Origin of the sequence: Methanoregula sp., assembly GCF_052325125.1 — an archaeon.
Taxonomy (GTDB): Archaea; Halobacteriota; Methanomicrobia; order Methanomicrobiales; family Methanospirillaceae; genus Methanoregula.
Genome location: NZ_JBKQWO010000047.1, coordinates 1 through 19839, shown reverse-complemented (window position 1 = coordinate 19839; position 19839 = coordinate 1). Strand labels below are relative to the sequence as shown.

23 protein-coding genes, 4 tRNA genes and 1 other RNA gene are annotated in these 19839 nt (G+C 56.5%); 14 read left to right on the top strand and 14 right to left on the bottom strand.

The features are described from left to right. Positions 1 to 41 precede the first annotated feature (41 nt). Positions 42 to 125, top strand: a tRNA-Ser gene (locus tag ACLQMU_RS10490). 98 nt (positions 126 to 223) lie between these two features. Here the strand turns inward: ACLQMU_RS10490 and ACLQMU_RS10485 are convergent. Genes ACLQMU_RS10485 through iorA form a run of 3 tightly spaced genes read right to left on the bottom strand, consistent with a single transcriptional unit; the run spans position 224 to position 3290 of the window. Further along, positions 224 to 937, bottom strand: a complete 714-nt coding sequence (locus tag ACLQMU_RS10485; protein ID WP_422149263.1) for a DNA-methyltransferase — start codon at positions 935 to 937, stop codon at positions 224 to 226. Beyond that, the gene (locus ACLQMU_RS10480) at positions 937 to 1521 is read right to left on the bottom strand and encodes an indolepyruvate oxidoreductase subunit beta (RefSeq protein WP_422149262.1); all 585 of its coding nucleotides are present in this window, start codon (positions 1519 to 1521) and stop codon (positions 937 to 939) included. Before ACLQMU_RS10480 ends, ACLQMU_RS10485 begins: the two co-directional genes overlap by 1 nt. Beyond that, entirely contained in the window at positions 1518 to 3290 is a 1773-nt protein-coding gene (gene iorA, locus ACLQMU_RS10475) for an indolepyruvate ferredoxin oxidoreductase subunit alpha (protein ID WP_422149261.1), read from the bottom strand. The genes ACLQMU_RS10480 and iorA overlap by 4 nt, the downstream gene beginning before the upstream one ends. 133 nt (positions 3291 to 3423) lie before the next feature. Between iorA and ACLQMU_RS10470 the strand changes: the two genes are divergently transcribed. Continuing rightward, positions 3424 to 3497: transfer RNA gene (locus ACLQMU_RS10470), tRNA-Ile, on the top strand. Positions 3498 to 3800: 303 nt separating this feature from the next. On the opposite strand, the gene ACLQMU_RS10465 is transcribed toward ACLQMU_RS10470, so the two are convergent. Then, positions 3801 to 4337 carry a hypothetical protein gene (locus ACLQMU_RS10465; RefSeq protein ID WP_424040000.1) on the bottom strand — a complete coding sequence of 179 codons (537 nt, stop codon included), beginning with the start codon at positions 4335 to 4337 and terminating at the stop codon, positions 3801 to 3803. A 99-nt stretch (positions 4338 to 4436) separates the two neighbouring features. Beyond that, complete coding sequence (locus ACLQMU_RS10460; protein WP_422149259.1) at positions 4437 to 5699, bottom strand: tRNA (N(6)-L-threonylcarbamoyladenosine(37)-C(2))-methylthiotransferase; 1263 nt, start codon at positions 5697 to 5699, stop codon at positions 4437 to 4439. 124 nt (positions 5700 to 5823) lie between these two features. On the opposite strand from ACLQMU_RS10460, the gene nadX reads away from it, so the two are divergent. From nadX to ACLQMU_RS10445, 3 genes are all read left to right on the top strand, one after another. Further along, positions 5824 to 6582, top strand: a complete 759-nt coding sequence (gene nadX, locus ACLQMU_RS10455) for an aspartate dehydrogenase (RefSeq protein ID WP_422149258.1) — start codon at positions 5824 to 5826, stop codon at positions 6580 to 6582. Between the two features lie 20 nt (positions 6583 to 6602). Beyond that, positions 6603 to 7436: a carboxylating nicotinate-nucleotide diphosphorylase gene (nadC, locus tag ACLQMU_RS10450; RefSeq protein WP_422149257.1), complete on the top strand. Its 834-nt coding sequence runs from the start codon at positions 6603 to 6605 to the stop codon at positions 7434 to 7436. Positions 7437 to 7543: 107 nt separating this feature from the next. Further along, complete coding sequence (locus ACLQMU_RS10445) at positions 7544 to 8134, top strand: HEAT repeat domain-containing protein (protein WP_443673695.1); 591 nt, start codon at positions 7544 to 7546, stop codon at positions 8132 to 8134. Between the two features lie 38 nt (positions 8135 to 8172). Here the strand turns inward: ACLQMU_RS10445 and ACLQMU_RS10440 are convergent, their stop codons facing one another. After that, a complete protein-coding gene (locus tag ACLQMU_RS10440; protein ID WP_422150419.1) occupies positions 8173 to 8538 on the bottom strand; it encodes a hypothetical protein in 366 nt (121 codons plus the stop codon). A 70-nt stretch (positions 8539 to 8608) separates the two neighbouring features. On the opposite strand from ACLQMU_RS10440, the gene ACLQMU_RS10435 reads away from it, so the two are divergent. Both ACLQMU_RS10435 and ACLQMU_RS10430 read left to right on the top strand, forming a co-directional pair. Further along, complete coding sequence (locus ACLQMU_RS10435) at positions 8609 to 8854, top strand: MarR family transcriptional regulator (protein WP_422150420.1); 246 nt, start codon at positions 8609 to 8611, stop codon at positions 8852 to 8854. Next, positions 8851 to 9159 carry a transcriptional regulator gene (locus ACLQMU_RS10430; protein WP_422150421.1) on the top strand — a complete coding sequence of 103 codons (309 nt, stop codon included), beginning with the start codon at positions 8851 to 8853 and terminating at the stop codon, positions 9157 to 9159. Before ACLQMU_RS10435 ends, ACLQMU_RS10430 begins: the two co-directional genes overlap by 4 nt. A 106-nt stretch (positions 9160 to 9265) precedes the next feature. Here the strand turns inward: ACLQMU_RS10430 and ACLQMU_RS10425 are convergent, their stop codons facing one another. Continuing rightward, positions 9266 to 10936, bottom strand: coding sequence for a phospholipase D-like domain-containing protein (locus ACLQMU_RS10425; protein ID WP_424039994.1), 1671 nt, complete (start codon positions 10934 to 10936; stop codon positions 9266 to 9268). Between the two features lie 43 nt (positions 10937 to 10979). Between ACLQMU_RS10425 and ACLQMU_RS10420 the strand changes: the two genes are divergently transcribed. Genes ACLQMU_RS10420 through ACLQMU_RS10410 form a run of 3 tightly spaced genes read left to right on the top strand, consistent with a single transcriptional unit; the run spans position 10980 to position 12081 of the window. Next, positions 10980 to 11612 (top strand): uridylate kinase, encoded by a 633-nt coding sequence (locus ACLQMU_RS10420; RefSeq protein ID WP_422150423.1) that lies wholly within the window; start codon positions 10980 to 10982, stop codon positions 11610 to 11612. 46 nt (positions 11613 to 11658) lie between these two features. Further along, a complete protein-coding gene (locus ACLQMU_RS10415) occupies positions 11659 to 11820 on the top strand; it encodes a zinc finger domain-containing protein (RefSeq protein ID WP_292425735.1) in 162 nt (53 codons plus the stop codon). A gap of 3 nt (positions 11821 to 11823) precedes the next feature. Next, positions 11824 to 12081: an elongation factor 1-beta gene (locus tag ACLQMU_RS10410; protein WP_422173487.1), complete on the top strand. Its 258-nt coding sequence runs from the start codon at positions 11824 to 11826 to the stop codon at positions 12079 to 12081. A gap of 45 nt (positions 12082 to 12126) precedes the next feature. On the opposite strand, the gene ACLQMU_RS10405 is transcribed toward ACLQMU_RS10410, so the two are convergent. The 7 genes from ACLQMU_RS10405 to ACLQMU_RS10375 form a co-directional block, all read right to left on the bottom strand. Beyond that, positions 12127 to 13134, bottom strand: a complete 1008-nt coding sequence (locus tag ACLQMU_RS10405) for a malate dehydrogenase (protein ID WP_422150425.1) — start codon at positions 13132 to 13134, stop codon at positions 12127 to 12129. A gap of 13 nt (positions 13135 to 13147) precedes the next feature. Beyond that, positions 13148 to 13459: signal recognition particle sRNA (gene ffs, locus ACLQMU_RS10400), an RNA gene on the bottom strand. Positions 13460 to 13553: 94 nt separating this feature from the next. Beyond that, a complete protein-coding gene (locus tag ACLQMU_RS10395; RefSeq protein WP_424039992.1) occupies positions 13554 to 14585 on the bottom strand; it encodes a hypothetical protein in 1032 nt (343 codons plus the stop codon). 131 nt (positions 14586 to 14716) lie between these two features. Then, positions 14717 to 14791 (bottom strand) — tRNA-Ile (locus ACLQMU_RS10390). A 5-nt stretch (positions 14792 to 14796) separates the two neighbouring features. Further along, positions 14797 to 14869: transfer RNA gene (locus ACLQMU_RS10385), tRNA-Asn, on the bottom strand. Between the two features lie 133 nt (positions 14870 to 15002). Continuing rightward, positions 15003 to 15287 carry a hypothetical protein gene (locus tag ACLQMU_RS10380; protein ID WP_422150432.1) on the bottom strand — a complete coding sequence of 95 codons (285 nt, stop codon included), beginning with the start codon at positions 15285 to 15287 and terminating at the stop codon, positions 15003 to 15005. 46 nt (positions 15288 to 15333) lie between these two features. Next, on the bottom strand, positions 15334 to 15558 hold the full coding sequence (locus tag ACLQMU_RS10375; RefSeq protein ID WP_422150427.1) for a hypothetical protein: 225 nt from the start codon (positions 15556 to 15558) through the stop codon (positions 15334 to 15336). 61 nt (positions 15559 to 15619) lie between these two features. Here ACLQMU_RS10375 and ACLQMU_RS10370 point away from each other — a divergent pair, with 61 nt between their 5' ends. The 4 genes from ACLQMU_RS10370 to ACLQMU_RS10355 are packed head-to-tail and all read left to right on the top strand — an operon-like array spanning position 15620 to position 19665. Then, positions 15620 to 16747, top strand: a complete 1128-nt coding sequence (locus tag ACLQMU_RS10370; RefSeq protein WP_422150428.1) for a M24 family metallopeptidase — start codon at positions 15620 to 15622, stop codon at positions 16745 to 16747. Further along, positions 16744 to 17619: a type II methionyl aminopeptidase gene (gene map / locus ACLQMU_RS10365; RefSeq protein WP_424039990.1), complete on the top strand. Its 876-nt coding sequence runs from the start codon at positions 16744 to 16746 to the stop codon at positions 17617 to 17619. The genes ACLQMU_RS10370 and map overlap by 4 nt, the downstream gene beginning before the upstream one ends. 47 nt (positions 17620 to 17666) lie before the next feature. After that, positions 17667 to 18941 (top strand): ATP-binding protein, encoded by a 1275-nt coding sequence (locus ACLQMU_RS10360; protein WP_422150430.1) that lies wholly within the window; start codon positions 17667 to 17669, stop codon positions 18939 to 18941. 1 nt (position 18942) lies between these two features. Then, a complete protein-coding gene (locus ACLQMU_RS10355) occupies positions 18943 to 19665 on the top strand; it encodes an MBL fold metallo-hydrolase (protein ID WP_422150431.1) in 723 nt (240 codons plus the stop codon). The last annotated feature ends 174 nt before the right edge of the window (positions 19666 to 19839 follow it).

Sequence of the window (19839 nt, the reverse complement as noted above, 5' to 3'; positions counted from 1 at the left end):
CATTAAAAAAATACCCGGCAAATACATGGGATACACTTTTTGCTGAGGTAGTCTAGCGGTAGGGCGCAGGCCTGGAAAGCCTGTGGTGCGAAAGTGCCTCGGGGGTTCAATTCCCCCCCTCAGCGTTGTTGTTTTCCGGGACTCCTGCGCTTCAAAACCGGAGTGCCCGGATTACGCGTGCATACCATGCCCCCATTACGGTTCGGGAGGGTAAACCCCCCGTTTACCGGGACCGCAGGCCTTCCTGTGCAAAGGACACGTATTCCGGGACGACCTCGAAACCTAAGAAATGCCGGCCTTCCTGCTGTGCGACAACCGCGACCGTGCCAGAGCCAAGGAACGGGTCGAAGACAAGATCACCCGCGTTGCTGGAATACCGGATGATCTTCTGAACCAGTTCCTGCGGGAGCTTTGTCGGGGTCTTTTTCTTTCCTTTCCAGTACTCGCGGTTGATCACCCAGACGTCCTCGGGATAATGGTCGAGCTTGTTGAAGGTGTATTTCTTCGGGTTTTTCACCACATAGAGGATGTGGTAGTGACTGGTGACGTACTTTTTTTTTGTGAACACCCCGAACTGGTACTTCCAGATCAGGTGGTTGATAGTCGTGAGCCCGGCCGCATCGATGCCTTCGAGGATATCGCGGAGCCGGTTCCAGCCGGAAAAAATGTACATGCTCCCGGCGGGCGAGAGCACCCGGGCAGCCTGAGCGATCCACCGGCGCGTAAACTCCCGGTATTCTCCGGCAGGGATCTCCCGGTAGCCTTCGATGACGTTGCTGCCGGTCCGGTTATAGTTGAGCCTCTGTGCGGTAAAATCGATGGCAAACGGCGGGTCGGTCACGATAAGATCGACTGCACAGTCCGGGATCTGCTCCATGAGGAGAAGTGCATCCCCCTCGTACAGGGTATCCGGTTCAAATGCGCCGATGGATCGCATCAGCGCGTCCTGCCAAATGCCCGTCCCATCTCGAAGGCTTTTGCGTTTGCCTCGACCGTCTTTGGCGGGACGAGTTTTTTTACAGCGGCAAGCAGGGATTCTGCCTTCAAGGGAATCGACCACGAAGCCGCCCCGAGGATCACCACATTCTGGGCGAGGATGCTGCCAGCCTCTGTAGCAATCCGGTCGGCATCGATCAGGCAGGGTGCGAACCGCGCAAGCTGTGTGATGATCCCGTCTTCGGTCGGCGCCGGGCTTTTCTGGGTAAAGACCGAGGTGGGGAGGACCATGTGCCGGTTGACCACCATCTTCCCGCCGGTTTTGAGGTAGTGGGAGTACCGGAGCGCCTCGAGCAGGTCAAAGGAGATGAGGAGATCGGCGGTGCCGGGTACGATCAGCGGGCCGTACTGCCCGTCGATCCTGATGTGAGTCTCGACCGACCCGCCGCGCTGCGCCATACCGTGGGTCTCGGCGCCTTTCACGCGCCGGCCTTCTGTCAGGCAGGCTTCGCCGAGGATATTGGACGCAAGGATGGTCCCCTGTCCGCCGATCCCGACGATCAGGATATCGAAACTTTTCGTCATCGCTTTCCCTCCCGGGCGATGGCCCCCACCGGACAGAGCCGGGCACAGACCGCGCACCCGCTGCACAGCTCGTTTATCCGAGCCTTCTCGTCCACGAACTCGATCGCCGGACACCCGAATTTTACACAGGTCCCGCAACCGGTACAGAGATCCGGGTTTACCGCATAGCGGCCCCGCTTTACCCCCGCACGGCGGGCAGCGATTACACACATCTGTTTTGCGATGATAACCCGGACGCCCTTCTTTTTCTTTGCCTCTTCAAGGACCCGGAGCATCCCGGTCAGATCGTAGGGATCGACTGTTTCGACAAATGTCACACCGCAGGAACGGCAGATGGCGTCGAGGGATATCGGGGGCGACTCTGTGCCGGTTGCCGTTATCCCGGTGTTCGGGTTGGGCTGGTGGCCGGTCATCGCGGTGATCCGGTTGTCGAGGATGACCACGGTCATGTCCGCGCCGTTGTAGACCGCATTCATGAGCCCCTGGATGCCCGTGTGCAGGAAGGTCGAATCGCCGATCGTGCAGACCACATCGTGGGACGCATCGGAATGGGAGATCCCGCTCCCGACCGTGATCGAGGCGCCCATGCAGATAGTGGTATCCACGGCGCCGAGCTGTAATCCCAGCGTGTAGCACCCGATATCGCTCGGATAGATGGCGGACTCCTTGAAGACCCGTTTCATCGCATAGAACGCAGCGCGGTGATGGCAGCCGGCGCAGAGGATGGGAGGCCGCAGCGGAAGGTTCTGCACGGGCTCCGGTGCTGCAAACGGGTTGTCCGGCAGGAACCCGGCCTTTACCATGATGAGAGCGACAACGGCCGGGGAGAGTTCGCCTTCGTAGGGCGCGTACCCGTTGATCTTCCCGAACACCGGAACGCATCCGGCAACCTGCCGGACTGCCTCTTCCACGACCGGGGCGAGCTCCTCGATCACGAGAATCTTCTCGTGCTTTCGGGCAAACCCCCCCAGCCATTCCTCGTCAATCGGGTACGCCCCGATCTTCATGAACGAGACGCCGGGCGGCAGGAGTTCCTGAACATAGGATGCGCCGATTCCGCTTGCAATGACAGCCGTCGGTCCCCTGATGGTGAAGTGGTTGAGCCCCCGATCCACCAGTCTTTTTTTAAGGGCCGGCTGCTTCTCGTTGAGTTTTTTGTGCAGGATCCGGGTATGGGCAGGGATCACCACGTACTGCCGGGGGTCCTTGTGAAATTCTCCTTTCCGGGTACCCGGCACGGCAGCGTCCAGTTCCACGTCGCCCTTCGAGTGGCAGATCCGGGTCGTAGGGCGGAACAGCACCGGCAGTTTGAATTCCTCGGAAATTTCAAATGCGGTGCGGATCATGTCATGCGCTTCCTGCACCCCGGAGGGATCGAGACAGGGAAGCCGGGCGAAATGGGCATAGCACCGGGTGTCCTGTTCATTCTGGGAACTGTGCGCGAACGGATCGTCTGCGCTCATGATGACAAGGCCGCCGGTCACCCCGGTATAAGCGCTTGTCATGAGCGGGTCGGCTGCAACGTTGAGGCCGACATGCTTCATGGTGCAGATCGCCCGTATCCCGCACCATGCAGCAGCAAGGGCATTTTCGAGGGCGACTTTTTCGTTCACCGACCATTCCACATGACAGGGCAGATCTTTCTGCACGCGGAGCACATCGACCACTTCCGATGACGGGGTGCCGGGGTACCCGCTGACAAACTCGATACCCGATTCAAGACATGCATGGGCGATGGCTTCATTTCCGAGGAGATAGTGTCGTTCCATGATCCCAGATCCGTACAAGGATATGTATTTTTTGACACCGTGCCCTATAGCATTATCCTGTCCGCAATGGTATTCACAACCTATAAAAACTCAGATGAAATAACTAATAAGGTAAATTTCAGGCAATCCTTTTGGGCCCGTAGCATAGCCCGGTGGTGCGCCCGGCTGATAACCGGGAGGTCATGCGTTCGAATCGCATCGGGCCCATCCATCGCATTTTGGTAGTGGTTTGAACCTGCAAAAAAGGCAGGAAGAATGTTTATTATGTCCTTCTTATGGACGGTTCCCACATCCGGATACCACTCTGTTTAACCGATATCTGTCACGGGACGACCGGTATGGGTACATCCTTACCCGTCTGACAGAGGAGGCAGAAAGGCGTGGCCGGTTTTAATGATATAAACAGAAATGTACGCCAGCAGCAGATCTCCCTTGCCGGCGCCGGGAAAGAATGATGATCTCCTTAAGCCGATGTTCCCGCTGTTTAAGGAAGTAAAAAAGAGCTGCCGGTCAGGTTGTACGGGGCGTAGCAAAGATATACCCGATCACTTTTTCAAGTGCGGACAGAAGTTCTTCTTCAGATTTCATGTAGTCATGCATCCCCTGGTACAGCATGAACATGACATCATACCCGTATACCCCTATCGCGGACTTCGGGTCGATGGGATTAAGGTACGAGTCGGTGATGAACCCGTCGGAGCTGTACATCAGTTCGTAGAACTTTCCTTTTTCAGAGAGGACGCAGAACTGGTCGGCGATCTTTTTTGAAGGGTCATCGGGGCGGAAGGCGGCAGGATCACTTTTCCCGAGGACGATCATCTTCTCCGTATAATAGTTCGCATCGTAGAGCTCGTTTTTCGTATCCTGCTTCCCGATTTTGAGCAGGTTAAGACCGACGGATTTCACGACCGGTTTTGCCATGGCAGCCATGCGCCCCAGCAATTCCCCATCGTGGGCCTTTACCTGTTCGGACAACGTGGCATCCGTCTTTTTCATATCCTCGATCTTCTGCATGATCTTCTTAAAACCGGCCTCGATCTCATCCATACTGTATCACCATATTCCTCCTTTTGGCGCAAAACAAGAATAGTTAATGTTCCGGCTATAAAACCACTCGTCTTTTGCGGCCGCCATTTTTTGCGGGACTTACTTAACAAGATCCCCCATAAAAAAATACTTCCGGTCTTTTTTGAGGATAACTGCTGCGACCGTCCCTGTCGGAAGATCCTGTCCGATAACTACACCCTGGTATGTGGCAGTCCTGGCCATAACCGATCCCGGACGGAGTTTCTCTGTTACAACACAGGAAACCGTGGTTCCAAGGAGCGGGCGGTTGATGGCGGAGTACTGTTCTTCCGCGTACGCGTTGAGGACCCGAGACCGGTCTTTTTTCACTGAATCGGGAAAGTCTTTTTCTGCAAACGGACCGGTGAGCGGGCGCGGTGAATACCGCGTGACATTGACCTTGGCAGGTTTGATCCGCCCGATAAGTGCCAGGGACCGGGAAAAGTCCTCATCTGTTTCTCCGGGAAATCCGACGATGAAATCCGTCGCGATGCTGATGCCGGGATACCTCCTGCGGAAGGCGGAAACAATCTCCTCGAACTCCTGCACGGTGTATCCCCGCCCCATCTGTTCAAGGATGCGATCGGATCCTGACTGCACCGGCAGGTGCACGAACCCGAAGATCCGGTCGCTGGCAACGGCATCCACAAGATCGTCAAGGACAGGGAAAACGGTCGCCGGGTTCATCATCCCGATGCGGATGCGGTAATTGCCTTTTAGATCACTGATGGTGGAGAGAAGCTCCGGAAGGGAATCTCCCGTGTCCCGTCCCCACGCACTGGTGTCCTGGGCGGTCAGCTGGATCTCGTACGCTCCCGCGTCCACGAGCGCCCGGACTTTTTCCCGGATCTCTTCTGTGGGGAAACTTACAAGCGACCCTCGTGCCCTGCGCGTAATGCAGTACGTGCATCGCCCGAGGCAGCCCTGCGCGATCTGGACGATCCCGACACCTCCGGGCGCAACCGTTCTCACGGAGAGGTACGCTTCGCGTATCCGTTCCGTGGGAATAATGACCGGAGAACAGACCGAGAGGATCGCCTCGCGCTGGACAAGCGGCATACAGCCGGTGACAAAAAGCGGCTTTTCCCGCAAGGCCGCGAGACGCCGGAGCATCCGGCGTTCGGTAGGGCCGACAACCGTGCACGTATTGATGACGACCGCATCTGCATCTTCGGGAGATGAGACGGGAATGCTCCCGTAGTGCTTAAGCACCTCAAGGAAGTTTGCCGTATCCCCGAAGTTGTAACTGCACCCGTACGTCTCGATATAGACCCGCTTTTGTGCGAGCGCAAGAAACACGTCCGTCATCTCCGGAGACGAATTACCTGAACGGTTCTCTTCCATGCGTCTATCCTCATCGTTGGGAGACAGAGCAGTTAAAGGTCATTTTCCTGCATCACACCGGATTTGCATCCCGGCGCTTCCTTAAGGATAACCATTAATCCATGATACCCATAACCTGTTTACCATGTTGCGCATCGGACTGCTGGGCTGCGGCAATATCGGGCATATCATTGCCCTGCACGCAGAGGGGTTTGGGATCTCAGCAGTCTACGATAAAGTCCCTGCACGGGCCGGGGAGATCGCCGGTATCTGCCATGGCAGGGCCTACGGGGATTTTGCAGCGTTCCTCGAAGCGGATACCGATCTCATCGTTGAAGCGGCCTCGGTCGGCGCGGCGCGGGCGCATGCGAAGGAGGTTCTCCTCCATAAAAAGAATCTTGTTATCATGAGCGTGGGTGCGCTTACCGACCCGGCATTCAGAGACGAGCTGATGGCAACTGCGAGAAAGACCGGGACAAAGATCTATGTCCCGAGCGGTGCGATCTTCGGGCTGGACAACCTGAAGATCGGGCAGATCTCCCCGATAACAAAACTGCTCCTGAAAACCACCAAAAGCCCGCAGTCACTGGGCCTCGACGTAGCCACCCGGCAGCGGATATTCGCCGGTAAAGCCCACGACTGCATCAAATCCTATCCCAAGAACGTGAACGTCTCCGTTGCGATGGGCCTTGCCGCAGGCCTGGATGCGGATGTGGAGCTCTGGGTTGATCCGGCGGCGGCCGGAAATACCCACGAACTCTTTATCGAGGGCAGCTTCGGTGAGACCTACATCAGGGTGACCAATGTTCCCAGCCCGGATAACCCGGCGACCAGCTATCTTGCGGCCCTCTCCATCCTTTCCCTGTTGAAAAATCTCGACAGCCCGCTCGTGGTCGGGACATGACGAGTGCCGGGAGATACTCCATGACGGTACCGCTGGAATACCTGCTGAAATTCATCTCCGAGGACGCACCTTCCGGGGATATCACCTCGGACGCAATCCTGCCGGATGTCACCTGCCGCGCCGTTATCCGGGCCGAGCAGGAGGGAATCGTGGCTGGTCTTTCTGAGGCAGCGGCGCTCTTTTCCCACTTCGGGGTAGACGTCCTGCAGGATGCCCGCGACGGCGAGCCCGTAAAGACCGGGAATGTCCTGCTTTCGCTCTTGGGAGATGCGAAGAAGATCCTGCTCGTGGAACGTACCGCGCTCAATATTATCGGCAGGATGAGCGGGATTGCAACCCGGACAGGAACGTTTGTGGCGCTGGCGAAGGCAGAAAACCCCCGATGCCGGGTGGCAGGGACGCGCAAAACCTGCCCTGGACTGCGGGTGCTGGACAAGAAAGCCGTGACTCTCGGGGGCGGGGATCCCCACCGGTCGGGCCTGAGTGATGGCGTACTTATCAAGGACAACCACTTGGTCCTCGTACCGGTCAACGAAGCGATCCGGCGGGCGAAGGGGGCAAGCGTCTACCGGAAGATCGAGATTGAGGTGGAAACCGCAGAGGACGCCCTTGCAGCTGCACATGCCGGTGCGGATATCCTGCTGTTCGATAACATGACACCGGACAGTGTCCGAAAAACCATCCAGAATCTTGAACAGGCCGGCCTCCGGGACCAGGTCACCATCGAACTTTCGGGAGGGATCACATCAGAAACGTTCCGGGAGTATGCGCGGACCGGGGCTGACGTGATCAGCCTCGGCACACTCACCCATACAGTCAGTAATTTTTCGGTAACGCTGGAAATCCTGAAGTAGTCTTTTACTTGTGATTCCGGCCATAGGAACGTCCAAACCTGTATTTCCCGGAGGAGGACAAATGTTAATTACCCCCTATGGCATACGGAGGGGCTGAGGAGAACGGGATGGAAAGTTCAGGGGCACCCTCCGCGGTTCCGCTTCAAAAAAGGACGCTGACACCGGAAGAACTGGCCGGGCAGGAAGAAAACCGAAAACGACGGGTGCAGGAATATCTCCGGTTACTTAAAAGTGAATACCTTCATTTTCGCTGGAACGCTGCAGAGGCGCTGGGGGATGAAGGGGATCCTGCTGCCATCGAACCGCTTATTGCCGCATTAAAAGACCCGTATGTGGATGTCGGGTGGCTTGCGGCAAAATCGCTGGGCAAAATCGGGGACCCCCGGGCGATCGAACCTCTGCTTGCGCTCCTGAGCTCAGATGAAAAATGGCTCCGTACTGGTGCAGCGTGGGGGCTTGGAAAACTCCGGGATGCCCGGGCTGTCGGACCGCTGATCCTGCTCCTGAACGACACAAAAAGGGGTGTCAGGAAAACAGCCGCATGGGCACTGGGGGAGTGCGGGGATGATCGGGCCGCACCGGCACTGACGGGAGCGCTCAAGGATCCGGATGCCGGTGTGCGCGCTGCAGCGCAGGAAGCAATTGACATCCTGGCGCAGAAAAAAACCAAACCCATTTCAGGTACTGCCGTAAAGTAAATGCACTTTTGCGGGACGTTCTGCTTTTTTTTCAGGAATTACTGGATCTCCCTGATATCATCTGCTGAACCGATGAGGATCTCTTTTTTACCCTGGTAGGTCTGGACGGTCCCGTACAAAGATACGGTCGTCCCTTTCACAAAGGACCGGTCACCGGCAACAGTCGCGGGAACAAAAACCGTGACATTTTTTATCGTGAGCAGCACGTGTCCGCCGTTCCTGAGAACGGTTGCCTGATCGATGCTGCCCGACAGGCTGACCAGAGTCCCGTCGGCAGACTGATCGGTATACACGGATGCAAACGGCTCTTTTCCGATCTGCACGAGCACGATGTGGGCGGCAACGACCGCAAGGGTAACAGCGATCAACAACAGGATCGCGACCCGCTCCTGGTGCCCGAACATAGGTGATGGTTGAAACCGGGGATATAAATTACCGACAGGTTGATATGTTAACACTGTTAACATTATTATCATGTATCAGCAAACATTACCTCCCTCATCAAGGACGGTCCTCGCGATACTGGGTACCAATGGTGCCATGACTCACAAGGATCTGGTCAAGAAAAGCAGGCTCGCGCCGCGGACAGTGCGATATGCCTTAAAAAAGCTCAAAGAGCGCCACCTCATCATCGAGAAGTTCAACTTCCGGGATGCGCGGCAGATCATCTACCAGAACAGACCTGTTACCACATCTGAATCCCTGCCAGCACTCGTATGACGAAGCACACCTGCACGCTCATGCACTGCGACACCATGGTCAGGAGCCTCCTGCCCCCCATGAGAGCAGAGATGGTCTTCCGGCTGGTCAACAAGGAGGGCCTCAGCCAGAGCGATGCAGCAAAGAGACTGGGCGTCACCCGCGCCGCGGTATCCCAGTACATGAGCAGGAAACGGGGTTACGGGGCAATTGAACTGTCATCCGAACTCGATGCGATGATCGATCGCTGGGCGCTTGCTGTGGTTACCGGAGAAAGCGACATCAACCTGTGCGATGTGTGCCAGTGCGCACTGAAAAAATTCTAAAACTTCCTCAAACATTCGTTCAATCACCGGTTCTGATCGCCGGTTCTGTTTTTTTGGCTTCACCAGCCAAGAAGCGGGCTGCCTCTTTAAAAAAAATACCTGTGCCTTACCGGATGTGCCGCCGGTAATACAGGACAAGGAGCAGGCCGATGACCGCGATGACGCATGTAATTTTCAGGTAATCCGTTGTTGGTTGTGGCGAACGGACCGCCGGAGTCCAGTCTGCATCGAACACCGTGCGGAAATACCGCGCCACCTCCGGCTGTTCGACAATGACGCCGGCTTCCCGGTTGAAATCCGGGGAGTTGGTGTTCCAGTTGATGCTGCTCACCAGCACCGCACGGTCATCGACAACCACTCCCTTGTTATGGATCTTTTCTAAGCCGCTGGCATCAAGATCGGCACAACGCGCTTCAAGCGGCAGGTGATCGCTCGCTGCGATCCGGTTGATAAGCGCAACCATTTCATCGTTATCTGCCTCGTCTTCTGTATTGAACCAGTATGAGTCAAGGAGCACCCGAACATGCACCCCGCGCCGCGAGGCATTAATCGCAGTCACAAGGTATGGGTTTAATTTGGTTTTTGACTCGTTTGTGATATACGCCTGCTCGATCTCGATACTTTCCTGCGCAGAATCAAGCAGCCCCGTTATCGCGCTGCTGGTATCCGGGGCGACGACCGGGGTAACCTGTGCACCGGTAAAGGTGGCAGGGGCAAACGGTGCCGGATAGGAGACCACGCTGTACACTTCCGCCGGGCCTTCGCTCCCGTACACCGGAACAATCGCCGGACCGCCGGTATCGGCCTGGTAAAGATCGCTGAAATACGCCGCAAGACGCGGATCTTCCAGATAGACACCCCATCCCCGGTTCCCTGTCTCCCCTTCGGGAGGAAAACCGCTGTGCCCGAAGTTCTCGCTGGTTACAAGGACCGCGCGGTCATCGAAGACCACATATTTTGCATGATCATACCGGTACGGCGCATGCCCGCTTCCTGAAGTAGTCATCTCAAAGACAGGAATTCCGGTCTGGTTCAGTCGCCAGATCGCCGCTTTTTCCACGGGACTGATTCCCCCTACAGGTCCGCCTTCAAGAAGGAGTTCCACATCCACCCCGCGCTCTTCTGCATCGATGAGAACATCCGAGATATTAGCACTCGAGATTTCGTAGACATTCACCAGCACCCGGTGCTGTGCCGACGCAACCGCACCGGAAAATACCTCAAGGGAACTATCGGGTGAGACAAAGGCGGTTACCGTCACATTCTCAAAGGACTCCTGAACAAGCCGTGACTGGCCGAGCATGAGCGGGCGGGGGTCCCAGACACCGTTTTCAAGAAAATGCACCTGGCCTTCCCGGGGTTTGACATCCCCGGGCCAGGTAATCTTCTGCACGAGCCGGCTGTTCTCGTAGACCATCAGCTCATCCCCTGCGTTGGCCAGTCGCAGCGTCGTGCCTGATATAACATCCGGTACCAGCGGGGAATAATTCTGCCATTCAAAATCCGGGAGACGCCCGTGAGTCTTTTCAAACGCGGGTGCATCCCGTGCGATGGTCAGGGTGCCGTCGATTACGGTGCCGGCAGGGAACCTGAAACCGCCATGGTTATCGGAAATGGCGATGCCATCAAGAGACCCGTGGCCTGACAGGACCACGTATTCATCCATATCATCGGCAAGATAGGGATCCGGGCAGAATTCGATGATCTGCACGGCACCGCAGGAGACTATCCAGGCGCAAAAGAACAGGAATACAACAAGGCGGCACGCAAAAGACACGGTATCTTCCCTTTTTATAATCAGGGGATATAATGGTTGGGAGATGACAGGTCAGGCGCACCATGGGCCGGACAAAAGAAAATCTTCCGTTACGGTCGTGAAACTGGGTGGCAGCCTTGCTCCCCGCATCGCGGAGATCATCCCGGCCCTGCGTTCCGCCCGTCGTCCCCTGCTGATCGTCCCGGGCGGGGGGACTTTTGCCCATGCAGTCCGGCAATCGGGGGCCTGCACCGATACCGACGCTGCCCACTGGATGGCCTGCGCTGCCATGGACCAGTACGGGTGGACTCTTGCAACGCAGGGAATAAGAACGACCACGAGGATCGCACGCCCCGGACGCCCTTGCGTCCTCCTTCCCTACTGTGCCCTGCGCCGGTTGGATCCCCTCCCCCATTCATGGGACATCACGTCCGATACCATCGCCGCATGGGTCGCCGGCAGGCTTCGTGCCGATCTGCTGGTGCTCAAGTCCGTGGACGGCATCGAATCCGGAGGGAAACTTCTCGCACGCATCGATAGCCCCCTTCAAACCGATGTCGTCGATCCCGGTTTTGTTCCCTATGTGCTCGAACACCGGGTCAGGACATTTATCCTCAACGGTACCGATACGGCACGGATCTGCCGGTGGCTTCGCGGGGAGCAGGTCCGCGGCACCGGTGTTGGTACAACCTTTTAAAAGTACTAAAAGAGATACTATAGGAATCCTTACAGGAGCGGTTATCATGTCAGATAAAAAGTGTACGTCCTGCAGCGCTCCGCTTGCAGAAGAGGGCTCAACAGTCTTTGCATGCCCCGCGTGCGGTGTCGAGATCACCCGGTGCTACCGGTGCAGGGAGCAGAGTATTCCCTACGTCTGCCCGAAATGTGGATTCGGGGGACCGTGAGGTATGGGCAGCGTTGCCGTGATTGTCAGGGTCATGCCGGAATCTCCCGAGGTTGACCTCGAAAAACTCAAAAGCGCGCTCAAGCAGAAACTGCCGGGCATTCAGGATATCCAGGAAGAGCCGATCGGGTTCGGACTTAAGGCACTCAAACTTGTCGCAGTCGTCAATGACGCGGGCGGCGAGACTGACGCCATCGAAGGGAAACTGAATACTATCCCCGGTGTCGAACGGGCAGAAATCGTTGAAGTAACGCTCATGTAGAACAGGGATCGCTTATCCTTATTCCCGTTTTTTAATTCTTTAACATCAGAGACCGGATTTTCCGGGCTGGGATCTCTTCGGCTTTTTGGGGGCACCAAGATCCTTTTCGCTTTTGAGTTTTTCGACAATCTCATGTATCGTTGCGCGAATCTTCTCGACGGATTCCCGGTATGCGATGACCTCGGACTCGTCGATCCTGATGGTCACCGGGAACGCACCGTTCCGGTTGATCCGGGCAGGTACGCCGATACAGACACCGCCGATCCCGTGGACCTCGCTTTTCACATAGGAAGAGACGGTCAGGATCCGGTTTTCGTCGCCAAGAACGGTTTTAACAAGCGACGCGATAGCCTCACCGGGGCCGTACACCGTAGACCCCTTGTTCTTGATGATCTGTTCGCCGCTGGACTTCACGGATTGGATGAAGTCCTGCACCGGGAGGTGCGCGAACGCCGGCAGGTTGGAGATCTTGATCCCGCCGATCGTGGTCGCCGACCAGAGCGGCACCATGCTGTCACCATGCTCACCGATGATACGGGTATGGACTTCGCTCACGTGCACTTTAAAATAGGTCGCGATCAGCGACTTTAACCGCATCGAGTCAAGGTGGGTGCCAAGGCCAAAGACCTGGTTGGGCTTGAGCCCGGAATACTTGAGGGCAACACACGTCATCACGTCAACGGGGTTCGTCACCACGATGATCTTTGTATCAGGTGCAACGGTTCCGATTGTCTGTGCCATAGGCGCAACAACGCGGGCATTCCCGAGCGCCAGATCGAGACGGTCCTGTCCCGGGCCGCGGGGAGCACCTGCAGTAATAACCACGATGTCGGAGCCGGCCACGTCCTTGAGGCTGGTCGTCCAGGTGATCCTGATATTTGTCCCCCGGGCGGCGAACGAATCGATAAAATCCTGCGCAATTCCTTTTAAGAGAGATTCACGTCCTTCGCGCCCGTACAGCTGGATCTCGTGAACGTGGGGATTTGCAGAAATAGCGTAGGCAGCGAACATTCCGACGTTGCCGGTTGCACCGATAATGGTGACTTTGGACATAGTATCACAAGAAACGGGGACGTGTTATCGGTCGACTGTACGTTGCTCCTATTGCCAAAGTATCCCTCCTCCGCCCCGTTACCCCATGGGCGCCGGATGTCTGCGGTAAGTCTGCTCCCTTCCGGGCCTGAACCGGTTCCCGCAGCGACAGGTCGCCATTCCCTCCGGAATTTTGATACCTGGCCATCGACCTCATGGGACGAGGTTTCAACGTCAGAATACAAGAGGCTCCAGCAGATCGTTGCAGCCTTCGTCAAACTTCGCCCCCCGCATACCGACGGTTTCGGGTTACAAGTGACGCCGAGCCACCCGGGCTAGTCCCCATATAACTTTGTCTACCGGTCAATAAATCCTTGTCACCTGCCTGAACGGTTGAATCTCCGGGATGGCCCGGACACCGCTCCCGTAGTGATCCCTTTTCAAGGAATGAACGCATTCCCTCCCATGCGCCCCTTCCAGTCACGGAGCAGGGCGGATACTTCTTTCTTATTATCCTTGTCAAAAATGTCCAGCACGGCCACCGGGTGTGCATCCCGGGGGATCACCCGATCCAGGTGCCGGAGATCTCCCTGGTAGACTTCAATTTTCTGCCGGCCCACAGTTTCGGCAATTTTGACGGGATCCCGGACGACCGGATGACGGGCCATATCCCCGAGATGCCCGAAGATTCGCACTTCTTCTGTATCCAGGTAACCATGGTTGACATCCAGATTGAACGCCGACCAGAACGCTGAGGCATACCAGGCATCGTTCATAACCACATGCGGGACGCCAAGGCACGCCGCCGCGAGGCCAAGTGTTCCCGGCCCCGAACAGGCATCCACAAAGAGCGGGACCGGGGGCGTTCCCACATGGGCAGCAACGGATCGGAGTTTTGGATATCCTGCGCGCGGGAACTCTACGTGGATAAGGGACTGCTGCTTGTATACAACCAGAGGCCCGGTGGCAAGCGGGTAGATATCGGCCCTGACATCGCAACCGGCAAGGAGTGTGTAGACCCGTGGCACCGTCTCTTCATCGAGAGAGACAAGGCCCGGGATGTAATCTGCAGTTTTGACGACCCCCCGGATCTCGGGGACTTCGGCGAAAATCCTCCGGGCCGCCTTTTCCTGCACTTTTCCTGACAACAGCAGCAGGGATTTTGCCGGAAGGAACGGTGGCCGGTCCATCGCAAAGCCGGGGTGAACAAGCGGCGATCCGACTGCGATAAGCGGATCACGGGAGGTAAGATCACCTTCCTCCTGCATGATCACGTACATGTGAGCAAAAACTTCGTCGATAAACCGTTTCCCGCAGGAACAGGGTTCTGCATACTCCGGTGCAGGGAGCGGGACACGTTTGTCAAGAATCCGCATGCTGCACCTGGCGCAGGGAAGGAACCGCGTGGGAATATCCTTGAGGATCTCCGGCGCCTGATGGACGCAGTCGCTGCCGCACGCGGGGCATTTCATGGAGGTTGCTGGTATCTCCTGCCAAAAGAAACTTTGCAACCGCAAAGGTGGAATGCGGGCAGACATAAAAACACAGATACGTAGCCGTCCGACGAAAAATTACAGGAGAATTGCCAGAGCGGGGATTGCAATGGGCCTGATGCGATTCGAACGCATGACCGCCCGGTTATGAGCCGGGCGCTCTAACCGGACTGAGCTACAGGCCCATAAGCGCCGCCAACAGGACTCGAACCTGTGACATGCTGGTTAACAGCCAGCCACTCTACCAACTGAGTTATGGCGGCAGCATTCATCTGTGCCTTATTAGATTCTTTGTGAGGCTTTTTAAAGGTAACTAAGGGAGAAATGGTGCCACAGGTCTGCCGGAAACAACGGAACAATGACAATAAAACGGGAATCCTGCGGGAGAATTACCGGTCAGGGTTTTTTCATCGCGTTCACGAGCCGGATAATATCATCCAGATCCTCGTTCAAGTGCGCGAAGAGTTCCCGTGTTTGCTCGGTTGCAACTGCACCCTCTGACGATGCGCGGATATATCCCAGCTGCTCGAGTACGTGAAGGGAGTACCGTATCCGGTGTGACGGGAGATCGAGTATCTCGGCGAGCTTCATGATACCGATCGGCTGGTGTTCTGCCACCGTCCGGGCCACCTCGATGTGCCGGCTGAGGAGCTCGATCTCATCCTTCATTCTCCCGATCATAGTATCGCCGCGGAACTTTCCCGTTCCCTCTATTCTTACCTTTCCTTCAATGCTCATCAAGCCATGCCTTTGTCGACCGGTAGCTCATGACAAAGTTCCATGAAAGCACGAGAGCGATGACCAGCATGACGATTGCAGCGGGAACCCCGTACGGAGGAGGGAGGAGAAAAACGGATAGAATCGCGAGCGCGACGAGCAGTATGATCGCATTGAGCTGGACTGCCAGCCGGTAGAATTTCCACTTGAACTGTTCTTTTGTTGGTTCGTCCATGACTCGTACGTTGAATGCGGAAATAAAAGTACTTGACGTTTCAGTGCGTACATATACGGCAATGGATCCACTGGACGCTGCGATGAAGATGTGCGGGGCGGATGCCTTTGTGCACTATGCTGCGGGAGATGACGCCGATATGCGCTACCTCACCCGGTTCGTGATGCATGACTCCTTTGTCTTTTTCAAGAGATACCGGCAGCCTGGTACCATCATCGTCCCCCAGATGGAAGCGGAGCGGGCGTCCCGCGAATCGATCGCCGGTGTCATGACCCGGACGCAGGCAGGACTTCCTGAGATCACAAAAAAAGAGAAAAATCCCTGGGAGGCGGCAGCCCAGATGATCGCAGGACAGGCAGGAAAAATCATGCTCGTCTCACCAGCACTTCCCGCAGCACTCCTGCGGGCACTCGAAGAGCATGGCAGGGTATTCGTAGATACGGGAACCATTGCGCAGGTGCGGGCAAAAAAGTCTCCCGAAGAGATCCGGCTTATGCTGACGGTACAAAAGAAAACTGAGCGCGCGATGGCCCTTGGGATCTCGCTTATCAGGCATGCAACGGTCAAACGGGATATCCTGTTCCATGATGGTGCTCCCCTCACTTCGGAACTGGTGAGAGTCGCGATACACAAGCAGCTCATGGATGATGGCTGCCGTGCAGTGGAGACAATCATCTCCTGCGGCGAGGACACCGCGTTTCCGCACATCATCGGGAGCGGCCCGCTCAGGCCCGGTGCGCCCATCGTGATCGATATGTTTCCCCGGGACGAGGCGACGGGATATTATGCGGACATGACCCGGACGGTCTCGAAAGGAAAGCCAGACGGGCAGGTCATTGATATGTACGAGGCAGTTAAAGAGGCCCAGCAGATCGGGATTTCACACATAAAAACCGGGGTGACGGGAGCGGAGGCCCATAACGCGGTCGTGGACTATTTCAAAAGCCGGGGCTATGAGAGTGATACCCGGGGGTTCATCCACAACCTTGGCCACGGCGTCGGGCTCCAGGTTCACGAGCTCCCCACAGTGGGACCGGCGGGTACCGCACTCGAAAAGGGTTTTGTTGTCACCGTCGAACCGGGGCTCTATTATCCTGGTATCGGCGGCGTCCGGCTCGAAGATATCGGTGTGGTGCGTACACAAAAATTTGCAGATTTTACGAAATTTGAGGAGACCCTGATCGTATGAAGGACGAGATACTCGAAAACTACCTGGCCGCAGGAAACCTTGCCGCCACCATTCTCAGGGAGAGCGCACAGGAGATCCGGGTCGGCAGGTCATACCTCGAACTGGTCGAGTCCGTGGAGGCGCGGGTGAAAGACGGGGGCGCTGATCTCGCCTTCCCGCTCAACGTTTCCTTGAACGAGGATGCAGCACACGATACAGCATCGACCGGAGATGAACGGATCTTTGGCAGGGGGGATGTCATCAAGCTCGATCTCGGCGTGCAAATCGACGGCTACATCGCAGATACTGCAACTACGGTCGACCTTGGGAATAACGAGCTCCTCCTTGAAGCGTCCCGCGAGGCACTCGAAGCGGCGATCCGCATCGTGAGGCCGGGCGTGACTACAGGAGCCATCGGGGCGGTTGTGGAGCGCGAGATTGTACGCCGGGGTTACCGGCCCATCGCAAACCTCACCGGCCATGGCCTTGACCGGTATGTACAGCACCGGGATCCACCTATTCCCAACATCGCTATCAACGGCGGTTCAGTTCTTGAAGAGGGCATGGCATATGCGATAGAACCGTTCGCCACGACCGGGAGCGGCCACGTCGGCGAGAAGACGCGGGTCGAGATCTATTCCCAGATCGCGGAAAAGCCCGTACGGATCCCGTCTGCCCGTGCGGTCATGGAGCAGATCAGGGACCGCCAGGGGCTCCCCTTTTCACGCCGCTGGTTCCATGACAAAAAGATGGAATTCGCACTCTCCGGGCTCGTGCGGTCCCAGGTTCTCCATGGCTACCCCGTCCTTGCGGACGTCCCGGGCTCGCTTGTCTCCCAGCATGAGCACACCCTCGTCGTGACTGCTGACGGCTGTATCGTGACGACCCGGTGATGGGATAGGTATAAGGATTCAGGCGTTAAATAATAAAGGTTACAGCCATGTCCGGAGATTTGGAAAGCCTGCGCATCATGGAAGTCCTTCTGACTGCCGAAATTTTCAACCAGAACCCGACGCTCGATCTCAATGACCTGACACCGGTGTGCCGGGAGATGTTCTGTTCCGGGGATACCAAGACCATCAAGCGCCCGGTATTCGTAAGCGACGGGTTGATCAAGCGCACGCTCGATATCGCGGATGCGCACGGGAAGATTGCCAAAAACCCGTTCGTGTCGTACGAGGACTTCGGGCAGCGTATGAAGATCACGGCCCTCAGGCCGGCCGCGGAATGGTTCCTTGCGCAGGGGGGAAAAGCGCTCGTCGGGCAGAACCCGGCCCTTGCCTATTTCTTTGAATCATTCAATGGCACGGGGATCTCCTACAAGGAAGTGCGGAAAGCAAACCCGCCCTACGAGGACACCAAGGCAAGTCTCGATACCAGGATCTCCAGGCTGATCGGCGAGGATGAGAAATTCCGGGGAGCCCTCGATCTTGTTATCGTGAGTGCACCTGAAGAGGTTGAGCAGCGGATGGACGATCTTGTCTGCTCGCCCGAGCAAACCGCAATTATAGAAAAAATCCATCATGCGCTGCACCACCGGGATTTCCTGAGCCGTCACCGGATTTACGAGGTAGGAAAACTCCTTTTCGTCGGTCCGCCCGGCACCGGGAAGACCTCGCTCGCCCTTGCGATGTCCCACTCCATGCACATGCCGGTTCTCGAAGTCAGGCTCTCGATGATCACCTCCCAGTACCTGGGGGAAACTTCCAAAAACATCGACAAGATCTTTGAGCTCGCAAAAAAACTCTCGCCCTCGATCCTCTTTATCGACGAGTTCGATTTTGTCGCAAAGAGCCGGGTCACTGATGACCACGGCGCGATGAAGCGGGCGGTCAATGCACTCTTGAAAAATATCGACCGTATCAGCCTCGTCAAAAACGGCGTCCTTTTGATCGGCGCCACGAACCACCCGCAGCTGCTTGATGAAGCCGCATGGCGGCGGTTTGACGAGGTCGTGGAGTTCGCCCTGCCCAATGAAGAGATGCGCAGGGAGATTCTAAAGAGTGTCACCTCGTCCATGGCCTGCACCTGCGACTACCAGGAAATGGCAGCACTGACCGAAGGTTTCTCGGGTGCTGATATACGACTCATGGTAAAAGAGGCTCTCCTCTCGGCGCTCATGGACAAGCGGGAAGCCATCGACCACAAGGACCTCGAAAAAGGGATCCGCATGGTCAAAAACCGTGAAGCGATCCGTAACCTGAACTGGATGTAGGATGAAGTTTACACTATTGGGTACCGGGGATGCAATCGGTACCCCGAAGATCGGGTGTGACTGCCCCCAGTGCACGCATGCCCGGGAGACCGGCACCGGCCGGCTGCGGACATCCATCCTGATCGAACACGACGACCGCCATATCCTTGTGGATTCCTCGCCAGACCTCAGGCAGCAGCTCCTCCGGCACGGCTCCCCCCATATCGATGCCGTGATCTGGACCCACGGGCACTATGATCATTTCATGGGTTTTGGCGAATTTTACCGGGTGCAGAAGGTTCCCCCGGTCTTTGCCGCCGACCCGGTGCTCCGTTACTGTGGGGAGACATTCCGGTTTCTGGACTTTGACCGGAAGCCGGTGGAGCCCTATGTACCATTCAATCTGTTCGGGATCACAGTCACGCCATTTCTTGTAAAGCACCCCCCGGCGTATACCTGCGGCTTCGTCTTTAATGCATGCGGGGCGAGGGTGGGGTATACCTCGGACACCAACCGGGACATCCCGAAAAAAAGCCTCGACCTGCTCGAAAACCTCGACCTGCTCCTGCTCGACGCCCTTGTCCCCTCGCATATCACGATCACCAAGCACATGAACTATCTCGATGCCTGCACGCTGGCCGAAAGCCTGCACCCGAAGGCATTCCGGTGCGTCCACGTCAGCCATGTGATGCCATGGGAGTATCCTCACCTTGGATATGACGGGGAAATCTTCAGCTTTCCATAAAAATCAAACATACATCGATCGGGTTACACCGGAATTATTAAAAATCATGCTCTGTAGAAAACCTTCACCCGGAGAAATTGTAGAAATCTGTGAATGTTACAGACGATCATTTTGTTAGCGATTTCTTTCGTCTGAATCAGGAATCTTCGAGATTTGAGATCACCGCTGAACTTT